Annotated in this window: 12 protein-coding genes; 10 read left to right on the forward strand and 2 right to left on the reverse strand. The window is 59.1% G+C overall.

Annotated features, from left to right (window positions below; all coding sequences use genetic code 11):
- Nucleotide 1: 1 nt before the first annotated feature.
- From RBB76_RS04580 to moaC, 10 genes are all read left to right on the forward strand, one after another.
- On the forward strand, nt 2-1,297 hold the full coding sequence (locus RBB76_RS04580; RefSeq protein ID WP_429628908.1) for a 3-deoxy-D-manno-octulosonic acid transferase: 1,296 nt from the start codon (nt 2-4) through the stop codon (nt 1,295-1,297).
- Entirely contained in the window at nt 1,294-2,322 is a 1,029-nt protein-coding gene (gene lpxK / locus RBB76_RS04585) for a tetraacyldisaccharide 4'-kinase (protein ID WP_429628583.1), read from the forward strand. The genes RBB76_RS04580 and lpxK overlap by 4 nt, the downstream gene beginning before the upstream one ends.
- Nucleotides 2,323-2,361: 39 nt before the next feature.
- Nucleotides 2,362-3,513 (forward strand): glycosyltransferase family 9 protein, encoded by a 1,152-nt coding sequence (locus RBB76_RS04590; RefSeq protein WP_429628582.1) that lies wholly within the window; start codon nt 2,362-2,364, stop codon nt 3,511-3,513.
- Entirely contained in the window at nt 3,510-4,103 is a 594-nt protein-coding gene (locus tag RBB76_RS04595) for a methyltransferase family protein (protein WP_429628581.1), read from the forward strand. Before RBB76_RS04590 ends, RBB76_RS04595 begins: the two co-directional genes overlap by 4 nt.
- 58 nt (nt 4,104-4,161) lie before the next feature.
- Complete coding sequence (locus RBB76_RS04600) at nt 4,162-4,983, forward strand: DUF3108 domain-containing protein (protein ID WP_429628580.1); 822 nt, start codon at nt 4,162-4,164, stop codon at nt 4,981-4,983.
- Between the two features lie 19 nt (nt 4,984-5,002).
- Nucleotides 5,003-5,308, forward strand: coding sequence for a DUF2007 domain-containing protein (locus RBB76_RS04605; protein ID WP_429628579.1), 306 nt, complete (start codon nt 5,003-5,005; stop codon nt 5,306-5,308).
- Nucleotides 5,295-5,990, forward strand: coding sequence for a 7-cyano-7-deazaguanine synthase QueC (gene queC, locus RBB76_RS04610; RefSeq protein ID WP_429628578.1), 696 nt, complete (start codon nt 5,295-5,297; stop codon nt 5,988-5,990). Before RBB76_RS04605 ends, queC begins: the two co-directional genes overlap by 14 nt.
- Before the next feature lie 103 nt (nt 5,991-6,093).
- A complete protein-coding gene (locus RBB76_RS04615) occupies nt 6,094-7,284 on the forward strand; it encodes a tetratricopeptide repeat protein (protein ID WP_429628577.1) in 1,191 nt (396 codons plus the stop codon).
- Between the two features lie 80 nt (nt 7,285-7,364).
- A complete protein-coding gene (locus tag RBB76_RS04620; RefSeq protein ID WP_429628576.1) occupies nt 7,365-8,600 on the forward strand; it encodes a molybdopterin molybdotransferase MoeA in 1,236 nt (411 codons plus the stop codon).
- Nucleotides 8,601-8,718: 118 nt separating this feature from the next.
- Nucleotides 8,719-9,186, forward strand: coding sequence for a cyclic pyranopterin monophosphate synthase MoaC (moaC, locus tag RBB76_RS04625; RefSeq protein WP_429628575.1), 468 nt, complete (start codon nt 8,719-8,721; stop codon nt 9,184-9,186).
- Nucleotide 9,187: 1 nt separating this feature from the next.
- Here the strand turns inward: moaC and egtD are convergent, their stop codons facing one another.
- Nucleotides 9,188-10,222, reverse strand: a complete 1,035-nt coding sequence (egtD, locus tag RBB76_RS04630; RefSeq protein ID WP_429628574.1) for an L-histidine N(alpha)-methyltransferase — start codon at nt 10,220-10,222, stop codon at nt 9,188-9,190.
- A 212-nt stretch (nt 10,223-10,434) separates the two neighbouring features.
- A complete protein-coding gene (locus RBB76_RS04635) occupies nt 10,435-12,186 on the reverse strand; it encodes a hypothetical protein (protein WP_429628573.1) in 1,752 nt (583 codons plus the stop codon).
- Nucleotides 12,187-12,251 lie beyond the last annotated feature (65 nt).

Below are 12,251 nucleotides of genomic sequence, written 5' to 3' on the forward strand. Positions count from 1 at the left end.
GATGATGGTGGTGTATAGCTCGTTGCTGCTGGCCGTGCTGGTGGTGGGCGCCCCGTATTGGCTGGTGCGGATGGCAACCAGCGGGCGATATAGGGCCGGGTTGCGAGGGCGCCTCGGGATGGTGCCAAAAGGGCTGCATGCGGCGGTGACCGGGCAAAGTGTGGTTTGGGTCCATGCGGTGAGTGTGGGCGAAGTGATGGCCGCGACCCGGTTGATTCGCGAGATGAAGGAGAGGCTGCCAGGCTGGGTGGTGGCGGTTTCGACGACGACGGAGACGGGGCAGAGGCTGGCAAAGGAGAGATTGCCGGATTCGCCGGTGTTTTATCTGCCCCTGGACCTCAAATTTTCCGTGAGGAGGTATTTGCGGGTGCTGCAGCCGCGAATGCTGGTGCTGATGGAGAGCGAGCTCTGGCCGCGGTTGATCCAAGAGTGCGCGAAGGATGGCGTCCCAATTGCAGTAGTCAACGCGCGGATCTCGGATCGGTCGTTTCCCAGGTACATGCGGCTGCGACGGCTGTGGCGACCGTTCCTGGAGATGATTTCACTGTTTCTTGCGCAGAGTCGAGAGACCGCAGAGAGGCTGGCGAAGATTGGTGCTCCGACGGCGCGGGTGCGAGTGATGGGGAATCTGAAGTATGACGTTCAGTCGAGAAGCGACACCGAGATGGCCAGAAGGATCGCGTCCGTACTCTCCGGAACGAAACTTATCGTCGCGGGGAGTACGTTGGCGGGCGAGGAAGAGGCTTTATTGGCTGCCTGGCCCGCGATTTTGAAGAGCGTTCCGGATGCGTCTCTGTTGATCGCTCCGAGACATCCGGACCGGTTCGAAGAGGTTTGGCAGTTGATTCGGAGGAGCGGAACTGCGGTTTACCGGTGCAGCCAGCTGGCGCTGAGTAACGATCCTGTCGCCGCAAGCACGATTCTTCTGCTCGACACGATTGGGGATCTTGCATCGGTGTATGGAGTTGCGACGGTGGCCTTCGTTGGGGGGAGTCTGGTTCCGAAGGGTGGACATAATCCGCTCGAGCCTGCTCTATTTGGGGTGCCGGTGGTGATCGGACCTTCGTTCGAGAACTTTCGTGAGATCGTGAAGACCATGCGAGAGGCGGAGGCGATTCGTATCGTTACCACGGACGAACTGTCGGCGACTTTGATCGGTCTCCTGCAGGGCAACGACGATGCGCGGGCACTTGGGCAACGTGGACGGACAGTGTTTGAAGCTGAGGCGGGAGCGACGGCGCGGACGGCGCAAGCTCTGATTTCGTTATTGGAGCAGAGGGCTGGCGCAGCGCGATGAAGATACGACGACCATGGCTGCTGCCGCTGACTCCGCTGTACGGGGCTGCGCTTGCGCTGAAGAGGCAGCTTTTTGCGTGGGGATGGTTGAAGCAGGGTCATCTCGAGAGCACTGTCATCAGTGTGGGCAGTGTGTCGGCCGGTGGTGCGGGGAAGACACCGGTGGTTCTGATGCTGGCTGAGATTCTGCGGCATCGTGGTTACGCAGTGCGGATCCTGACGCGCGGGTATAAGCGCGACTCGGAGACGATTGCACGGGTCGAGCCGTTTGACGATGCGAGGTGGCATGGAGATGAGCCGGTGTTGCTGGCGCAGCGATCGGGCGTGCCGGTGTACGTGGGAGCGGATCGTTACCAGGCTGGCGTGATGGCAGAGCAGAGCGAGCCGTCGCAAAAACTCGTCGTCCATCTGCTGGATGATGGATTTCAACACCGGAGGTTGGCTCGTGATATCGATATCGTTCTGCTGACGCGGGAGGATGTCGAGGACACGCTGCTGCCGGCGGGCAATCTGCGGGAGCCGCTCGAGGCCGTGGCAGCGGCGGATATTGTGATTCTGCGCGAGGAGGAGGCGGATTCGCTGAGGAGTGTCGTTCGTGGATTCCGTGGGCCGAACGGCAAGCCGGCGATCTGGGTGACGCGACGGCAGCTGAGCCTGGGGAAGGCTGGAGAGGTGGCGCTGCCGACGATGCCGTTTGCTTTTTGCGGGATTGCGAGGCCGGAAGGCTTTACGCGAATGCTCGCCGGGCAAGGGTATGAAGCGGTGAAGACAGTCGCCTTTGAAGATCACCACGCCTACACGGAAGCTGATATTTTGCGCCTGATGCACGAGGCACGGGCGGTCGAAGCGAATGGATTTGTGACGACGGAAAAGGATGCCGTAAAGTTGACGCCGATAATGCGGGACAGACTGGAGACGATCGGGCCAATTGTTGTGGCGCGGCTGCAGGTGGAGCTGTTGGACGAGAAAGAGTCGCTGGAGCAGTTGGTGAATTTGGTGGGCCGACTGGATCGACGTAAGCGTTAGAGATGTTGAGGCGCAAGTTTTCCATGAGAAAATCGAGCCTTGGCCACTGAACGCACTCTCTCTTCGTCGCACGATATCGCAAGCCACTCGGCGGATCGCACGAAGCGTGTTTTGATTGTGCGGATCGGCGCGATGGGTGATGTGCTGCACGCGATGCCGGCGGTGGCTGCACTTCGCGATCTGCATCCGGATTGGTTTATTGGTTGGGCGATTGAGCCTGCGTGGAGTGTTCTGCTGCAGGCTTCGACGGATCATCATCGGATCACGCATAAAGCGGGGCGCAGCGAGAGCAGGCCACTGGTCGATCGGTGGCACCCGTTTCCTGCGAGAGGGTGGAAGAAGCGGCTTTTTGCGTTATCCACTCTGAAGGAGATTTACTCGGTAAGCCGAGAGTTGCGGGCATGCGAGTACGATCTCTGCGTCGATATGCAGGGATCGCTCAAATCTGCGACGGCGGGGCGGATCGCCGGGGCGCACGTGTTTGTTGGACCAGCGAAGGCACGCGAGACAGCGGCTCGTTGGCTTTATGGGCGACAGGTAACGACGACCTCGACCCATGTGGTGGAGCAGGGGTGCGAGTTGCTGGGTGCGGCGGTTAGCGAGACTCTGAAGCCAGCGGCGGTTACGCTTCCTGTCAATCCGCAGGCGGAAGCATGGTGCGACAGACTCCTGACTCAGACCTCATCGATCGAGGGCAAGTTTGCCTATCTCGCACCTACGGCCGGGTGGGGTGCGAAGCAATGGCCGGCGGAGAGATACGGCGCCGTGGCGGCAGCTTTGGGTCGAGCTGGATATCACGTACTGGTGAATGAATCTCCGGGACACCGCTTCGCCGATGCGGTCGTCGAGGCGAGTGGCGACGTGGCGATCTCGGTTCCCTGCTCGGTCGAGCAGATGCTCGCGCTGATGCGCAGGACGGGGGTCGTGATTGCTGGAGATACGGGCCCGCTGCATCTGGCTGCTGCTCTGGAGCGGCCGCTGGTTGGTTTGTATGGGCCTACCGATCCGGCACGAAACGGCCCTTACATGGCGGACGCTTCAAGGGCGCGTGTGTTGCGGCATGAGTCCAGCAAGACGGACCACTCGCGACACGCAAACACCGAAAGCGGGTTGCTGCAGATAACCGTGGAGGAGGTCGTGGAGGCCGCGCTCGAGTTACTGCGTACCGGACAGGATAAAGTGAAGGTGTGAGCGAACGAACGAGTTGGCAGAGAATCGCGCGGCGGATTCGCGTGCCGTTGGGATTTGTCTTTGCTGCGGTATTTCTGTGGCTGGCGCGACCCACCGGGAAGACCATGCTGCTGAGCCTTCTGCTGGTGGTGCCGGGTGTATGGCTGCGCGCCTATGCGGCTGGGTACGTTCGCAAGAATGCTGAGCTGACATTTACCGGGCCCTATGCGTACACGCGGAATCCGCTCTACCTGGGGTCGATGCTGATCGCCTTCGGATTTGCGGCCGCAGCGGGCAGCTGGGTGATTCTGATTGCGCTGGCGACGCTGTTTGCGGTGATCTACATTCCCACCATTCAAAGTGAAGAAAACTATCTGCGGCAGCAGTTTGCGGGCTTCGACGACTATGCGGCGAAGGTCCCGCGCCTGCTGCCACGGCTCACGCCGGCGTCGTTTCCGGCTGAGCAGAACGCGAGCCTGGGCAGGTTCTCCTGGGGGCAGTGGCAGCACCACCGCGAGTACAATGCTCTTATGGGTGCTGGCGCGATCTATCTTGCGCTGGCGGTCCGGCTTTTTCTCAATCACCACGGGGTGACGGGGGGTCCACGCTGAAGGCGCGGAGGCTGGGGCGGAATGGCCCACAAACTTCAACTCGTGAGAGTGCTGCCCTTTGCTGAAGCCGGAACGGATCTTTCTTGCGTTTGCCTTCCTGATGTCGTGTTCCATCGGCTCGCTCACCGCGAGGGCGCAACTTCTGGGATTGGGACCGAAGCCGGCACCGACGCCGGTAGTCATCCCCACCCTTCAGCCGCCGCAACCGAGTTTCGCCTTTCCAGACAAACAGACGCTGACTTTTACCGTTGACTGGCGAGTCTTCACCGCGGGCACGGCCGTGTTTCAAATAGAGCAGCAGGGGACCGTGCAAAAGATCACAGCTACGGCCGACACAACTGGCGCGGTGACGATGCTGTTTCCCGTGGTGGATAAGTTTCAGGCCGGATTCGACACCAAAACAGGCTGCTCGACCGGCTTCAGCAAGCAGGTGCAGGAGGGACGGCGGAAGGTTTCGAGCGAGCTGAGCTTCGACTACTCGCAGGGCAAGCAGAAGCAGGTTGAGAAGAATCTCGTAAAAGGAACCTCGAAGGAGCAGGTGGCGTCGATTCCGGCCTGCGTGACCGACTCGCTCTCCGCCATGTTTTACGCGGCGTCGCAGCCAATGGCCGTCGGCCAGAGTATCCGGTTTCCCCTGGCTGACTCTATGCATACCGTGACAGTGGCCATGAAGGTGGAGTCCAAGGAAGAGATCAAAACACCGGCGGGAACCTTCCAGACGCTCAAAGTCGAGCCCACTGCTGACGAGGGAATTGTAAAAAACCGCGGGCATATCTGGGTTTGGTATACCGACGACGCGCGGCACATGCCGGTGCAGATTCAGGCGCGACTGTTTTGGGGAACTATCACCTTCCACTTGCAGTCGTACGAAACAAAGTAAGACGAAAGACGGCTTTTTGATGACAGATTCAACGCAGGATGCAGGAATGGATCCGGATAAGTTCGTAACGGTGGGCAAGTTTCTCGAGCCTGTGAATGCCCAGATGGCGAAGGGGATGCTCGAGTCAGCAGGGATCGAATGTTTTCTGCAGGGCGAGAACGCCAACAGTCTGCTGGCGCTGGCGTTTCGCGCGCGCCTGCTGGTGCATAAGCAGGACGAAGAGACTGCGCGGGAGATTCTAGGCGAGGCAGTTGGGGAGTTGACTGGGGATGAACTGACCGAACAGGAGCGACACGAGTTGGAGGCAGGCGATGACAAAGGCTGACGGGAGCCGTCCGCGTGCCGTGCTCTGCCTGTCGGGCGGCATGGATTCGAGTGTCTGTGCGGCGCTCGCGGCCCGGGACTATGACGTCTTCGCCGTCCACTTCAGCTACGGGCAGAGGACCGAATCGCGCGAGCTGCACTCCGCCCAGGAAGTGGCTCGGATAGTTGGGGTGAAAGAGTTGCTTCACCTGAAGATCGACCTGTTTCGGCGTATCGGCGGGTCGGCGTTGACCGATACCGCCATCGCGGTGCCGGTGGCAGGCGACGAGGCGGCCATCGGAAGCGAGGTGCCGGTTACCTATGTTCCCTTTCGAAATGCGCATTTTCTCTCGGCAGCGGTTAGCTGGGCCGAGGTTTTGGGCGCAGAGACGGTCTTTATCGGAGCGGTGGAGCAGGATAGTTCGGGTTATCCCGACTGCCGTCCCGCGTACTATGAGGCGTTCAATCAACTCATCAAGATGGGCACCAAAGACGGGCAGATTCGGGTCGTGACACCGTTGATCGAGATGCGTAAGAGCGAGATCGTGCGCCTGGGAGTTGAACTGGGTGCACCGTTCCATGTAAGTTGGTCATGCTATTCCGGCGAGACCAAGGCCTGCGGCGTGTGCGAGAGCTGCGTTCTGCGACTGCGGGCATTTCGTGAAGCCGGCGCGGTCGATCCCATACCGTATGCGGTCCTGTGACCGCCGTATTTTGCATCAAATTTGAGTGCGTTAAATCTGAGGAAGTACAATCCGCTTTGCAGGAAACACTTACGCCCGCACCGATGGGCCAGGAGATAAGAGCATGAAACGTATTGGATTCAAGGTAAGCAGCACCCTGGCAGCCGCTCTGCTGGTGATCCTGGCGATGGCACAGCCCACTCGCTTGACAGCACAGGCAGCAGCGGGAACGGCAAGTATTCACGGACATGTTCTCAATCCTGCAGGCATCGCCCTTACAAAAGGCGAAGTCAGGTTGACGACGGATCGCTCCTCGGAAGCAAAGGATCGCAAATACCCGTACAAGTTTCCCATCGATCAAAATGGGGACTACAAAGGCACCGGAATAGCTCCGGGGAACTATGTCGTATTCGTCTTCCAGGACGATAAGAGCCTGGACTTCAACGAGAGTGTTCCAATCGCCAAAGACGAAGACAAGCTGGTGAACTTCGACATGTCCCGTCCGGAGTACATCAGCAAGATGAGCCCCGAAGACCGGAAGGCGCTCGAAGAGTACAAGAAGAAGAACGCCGAAGTAGTCGCCAACAATTCGAAGATTGCGAACCTGAACGCGCTGCTGACCCAAGCGCGTGCAGACAATAAGGCAGGCAACTACGACTCCGCAATCACTGCCATGAAGCAGGCCACCGAGAGCAAGCCCGATGAAGGAATTCTCTGGGTCACACTTGGAGATGCGCAGCTCGGTAGCGGAGAGACTGCGGCCAAAGCCGCCAAAGCTGCAGGCACCTCTCCAACTGATCCTGCGATCCTGCAGAAGTACACTGACGCTGCTACCTCGTATAAGAAAGCCGCTGATCTGAACGCCGCCTCTAAAAAGCCAAACCCTGAGACCTCTGGCGTGGCCTACAACCAGTTAGGCAAAGCAGAGGCAGATCTAGGGGACGCCAAGGCTTCCTCCGACGCCTACGATCAGGCTGCCAAGGCTCAGCCGGACAAGGCTGGAATGTACTATTACAACGAAGCCGCAACCCTCTACAACGCAGGCAAGATGACCGAGGCGGGTGCCGCGGCCGACAAAGCAATCGCAGCCGATCCGAAGAAGGCAGATGCTTATTACATCAAGGGACAGGCGCTGATTCCGCTGGCTACCGTCGATCCCAAGACGCAGAAGATTGTGGCGCCGCCGGGCTGCGTCGAGGCCTATCAGCAGTATCTCGAACTGGCTCCCGACGGTCCGCATGCTGCAGATGTGAAGGGTATCCTCGAGGGTATCGGGGCACCGGTGAAGTCGACGTTCAAGGCCGGAAAGAAGTAGCTTCTGGAACAAGTAAGAGGCCCCGGGCGACACTGCTCGGGGCCTTTCGTTTTGGGCTAGTGGCTGAGAGGGAGAAGAGAATGCACGCTGGGGCTGGGGTTTTGAGCTTCGATGAAGCTCTGGCAAGAGTGCTGGAGCACGCAGCCACACTTCCACGCCCGCTGAGCGAAACACTTGCATTGTTGGCTTGCGCAGATCGTGTGCTGGCGGAGGCCATCCTGGCAGATCGTGACCAGCCGCCGTTCGACCGGTCGACCCGCGACGGATTTGCGCTGCGTGCCGCCGATACTGCAGCCCCATTGAAGGTCGTGGGCCAGGTAAGAGCCGGCGAGCAGTGGCAGGGCGGCGCACTGGAGCACGGCACTGCCGTTGAAATCATGACGGGTGCACCGATTCCGCTCGCCTACGATGCCGTCGTCATGATCGAGCATACTGAACGCGCCGGAGACTCGATTCGTCTGACCGCCGGGCGAACGATTCGAAGCGGGGAGAATATCGTTCCGCAGGGATCGGAGGCCAGAGCGGGACAGTCGGTATTGCCACTTGGAACGGTAATCGAAGGCGCTGAAATCGCGCTTGCGGCGGCCTGCGGGCGCTCCGAGCTGCAGGTGTTCCGCAGACCGAGAGTCGCAATCGTCGCTACAGGCGATGAGTTAGTGACCCTGAATGCAACGCCGGGACCGCAGCAGATTCGCAACTCCAACAGCTACGGGCTGGCGGCGTTGGTGGCGCACGCAGGCGGCGAACCGGTGCAGCTGCCCATCGCTCCCGATCGACGAGCAGAGCTTGAACGGACCGTCCGCTCAGCGCGCGACTCTGACCTCATTCTCTTGTCCGGCGGCGTTTCCATGGGCAAGTATGACCTGGTGGAGGAGGTTCTGGAAGATCTCGGAGCGGAGTTTTTCTTTACCGGAGTGAAGATGCAACCGGGAAAGCCTCTCGTCTTTGGACGATTGCCGGCTACTGACGAGTTCCCCTCGCAGTTCTTCTTCGGCCTGCCTGGAAATCCAATTTCGACGCAGGTGACGTTTCATTGTTTTGTTGAACCATTGCTGCGAGCGATGAGTGGGGCCGCCGTTCAGGGGCCGCGCTTCGTGCAGGCAACGCTGGCGGAGGATGTAGCCGGAAGAGCTGATCTGACGAGGGTTTTGCCCGCGCGGTGGACAGCCGACCGCGTACGGCCGGAGGTGCGGCTGGTGGGGTGGCAGGGGTCAGGCGATCTGGCGGCAAATGCGCGAGCGAACTGCTATGCCGTGCTGCCGCCAGACAGAGAGCGATTCGCGGCCGGCGACGTCATTACGGTGCTCTTGCGCTAGTTCGGGGCTGCTGCGGTAGGCTTGTGAGATGGATGACGTGGACTACACCTCCGAACTTCTGAACGACGACGACCCGGAGCCTCTCGGCAATGACGCGGACTTCCCGCCCGTAGCTCCGGTGCCCTTGCATCTCTCGCACTACGACCAGGCCGGCGAGGCTCACATGGTGGATGTGAGCGAGAAGGCGCTGACGCGGCGCGAGGCTGTGGCGGCGGCGTTTGTAGAGCTGTCCGACGCGGTGCTTGAGGCGCTGCCGCAGAATCCCAAAGGCAATCCGCTGGAGGTAGCGCGGTTCGCAGGGATTCAAGCCGCGAAACAGACCTCCGCCCTGATCCCGATGTGTCATCAACTAGCGCTCAGCTACGTGGACGTGCAGGCAAAAGTGGTCGACGGTGGCGTCGCGATCGAGGCGACCGCAGCTACAGTCGCCGGCACAGGCGTAGAGATGGAGGCAATGGTAGCAGCCTCAATTGCAGCGCTGACGGTCTACGACATGACCAAGGCGCTCGACAAGGGGATTCGCATCCGCGAGGTCGCGCTGGTGCGCAAGAGCGGCGGAAAGAGCGGCGACTACCGGCGTCTTTAGGTCAGATAGCAGCTGCGAGTGTGACGGCGAAGAGATGTTGCGGGTCCTGCCAGGAGTTTGTCCGCTTGAACCCGGCCGAAGCCAGAAGAGCTTCCACTGCAGCGGCGGTAAATTTGTAACTGTTTTCGGTATGAATGCTTTCGCCCTGCGCAAAATCGACCGTAAATGCGGGACCGCTGGAGTTCGTTGGAATCTGGACACGCTGATCGATCAGCGACTCAAGATGCATCTCGATTCGCGACTGCGTTGGGTTCCAACAGGCCCGGTGGTGGAAGTTTCGAAGCACAAAGTCTGAGCCCAGGTCGCGATTCAGACGAGTCAGTACGTTCAGATTAAAGGTAGCTGTCACACCAGCTGCGTCGTTGTAGGCGGCAAGCAACGTGGCCGGAGTTTTGTTGGCATGGGCGCCACCGCTGGGCGCGAGATCTGTGCCAAGCAGCAGAGCATCGCCGGGAAGGAGCTGAGCCCGCAGATTGCGAAGGACATCTTTGGCGTCCTCCGGCATGAAATTCCCGATGCTTGAACCGATGTAAAGAGCCAGGGTCCTCGTCTCAACAAGTCGATTGAGCGGGAGAGCCTCACGCGTGTAATCGGCAACCTGAGAGCGAACCGTAACACCGGGAATGTTAGCGAGGATATTTTCGCTGGCCTCTGCAAGAGCAGTCTCCGAGACATCGACGGGCTGGTAGACTACGCTTCCCTGCTGACGAACAGCCTCTGCCAGCAGGATGCCGGTCTTGGTTGCAGTGCCAGCGCCCAACTCGATAAGGGTAAGTTTTCCGCTCGGCCCCTGTCCCAGGGCAGCCTCACGAAGAATCTCACCAGCGTGAGCGGCGAAGATACTGCGCTCGGTCCGGGTCAAATAATACTCTGGAAGCTCCGTAATCTGTTCGAAGAGATGCGAGCCTTCCTCGTCGTAGAAGAGCCATGGGGAGAGGGTTTTAGGAGCGCTGGAAAGGCCGACGCGGGCTTCATTGGCGACGGCATCAAGAGTACTAATCAGCGGTTCGTCTAGAGCGAAGGTCGTTGATGGCACGTCGGATCCCCTAACGATTTGAAGATGAGTGGAAGGCGCACCTCAAGTATGGAACTCCACTGCTGCGTCGATTTGATGCTCGCCAGAGGAATTTCGTGACAACTTATTCGCAACCTTACGATTTTTTCGAGATAAGAGTTGATCAGGGCGAAGAAAAGATCATTTTCTTTACCCACATTGAGGTAAGCCTGCAACCGCGGCACGAAAAAATCCTAGTATCGCCAGCTGGTCACATCCGCTCCCGCAGGCGCAGTCTTGGCGATTCGATCCATGATCTTCGGCAGGTACATCGTGTTGTAGTGGAGGCGCGAAAAAGCATTCGGCAGCGTCGGATCTCCATTCCAGCAATGCTCCGCCCTCGGCCCATACAACACCTCGCCGTCGTACGGCACGCCATGCCCCGGTGTCCCCGTGGTCTTCAGAAAATCCTCCATCAGGTAGACCGCGTCGTTCAAAAAATACGTGTCATCGCTGCCAACATACAGATGAATCTTCCCTTGGAGCTTCGGCCCCAACGTCTCCCAGTCTCGCTGTAGCTTCGCGTTCAGGTCGTAGTGCTCCTTCCAATATTCGGCGACTTTGTGATCGATCGCTCCAGTCTCCTTGTCGAAGATCGGCTCCGGATATCCATCTTTGCCCTGAGGAGAATACACAGCCTGCCAGATATCGAACTGCTCGCCCGACCGCCCGTGGTCGCCCAGCGCGGCCTCGTACGCGATGTTGTCCCTCATCGAGATCAGTGTGTGTCCCAGATAATCGCGCATCGCCGGCTGCTCCACCCGCTTATTCGCGCCCTGAAGGTAAAACATGTTTTCGTCTTTATAAAGATCCCGAGTCATGTACGCATGAAAGTCCACCGGGTCCGGGCAGGCGACAAACGCTCCGTTGTAGTGGTCGGGATAGAAGATCTGCACCGCGAGCGACTCCCAACCACCCGTCGACCCGCCATACATGAACCGCGCCCAGCTCTGTCCAATCCCACGAAACTGCTTCTCTACCGCAGGAATCAGCTCGGTCTCGATCGCATCACCGTATGGCCCGAGATTCGCGGAGTTCACCGCATACGAATCGTCATAGTAGGGATTCGCATGTTGAATCTTCATCACCAGAACACGTGGAAATTTCGGACTGATCCATTGCTGGTACTCCTTGTAAGCCTCCTCCTGCTGAATCCGGTTGTATCCCTCAAGATGAAACCGCTCTGAATAGTTTGGCTTCAAATTCGGGTCAGGTGGAGTCGTGCGAAAATCATCGAACCCGGTGACGTAGTGGTCGTGAAAGATCATCAGCGGATAGTGCGCCTCCGCATGCTCATCGAACCCCTCCGGCACCAGCACCACTGCGCTTAGAAACGTTGGTGTCCCCCAGAACTTCGTCAGCAACGCACTCTGAATGCGGATATGCCGAACATATTTTGTATCCGCTTCAGGCACAATTGGCGGAATCACCTGATCCAGCGAGAGCGCGATCGGCGCACCACCCGTCCCGACGTGCACCTTCACAGGCTTGCTGTATAAATTCCCCGGCGCAAGATTCCAATGCTTCCCTTCACCGCGGTCCGGCGATAGTTTGATCGTCTTGCCATCTGCACGGTGAAACGTCTGGTACACATCCAGAACTGCCTGCGCCGTATAGTCGCCGGCAGGAACATCCTTCAAACTTCTGATTGGATATCCCGCGGCCTTATCGTCCACCACGACGCTCTGTCCCGGCTTCAACCCATCGACCGTCACACCAAAGACGATCTGGCTCCGCGGCGTGTCGTCAATCTGCATCCGCGGCTCCTCCGACGGATCATTCGACAACAGAAACAGCACCCGTCCGTCCAGCGGCTTCGCCGACTGCGCAGCAGGAAAAGAAACCGAAACCGCCTGAACACCGGTCTGAGCATTGCCGGACTCCGCAATCAAAGACAGACAGGCAACCGCAAACGTTATGGCGCGAAGAATTGAAAAGAGACGCATTGGGGCAGTATACAAAGCAGCGGCTCCGCAGGTGGCATTATCTTCAGGCCATCTGTCCTGTTGGG

The sequence above is a fragment of the Tunturiibacter psychrotolerans genome, from assembly GCF_051013365.1.
Taxonomy (GTDB): Bacteria; Acidobacteriota; Terriglobia; order Terriglobales; family Acidobacteriaceae; genus Edaphobacter; species Edaphobacter psychrotolerans_A.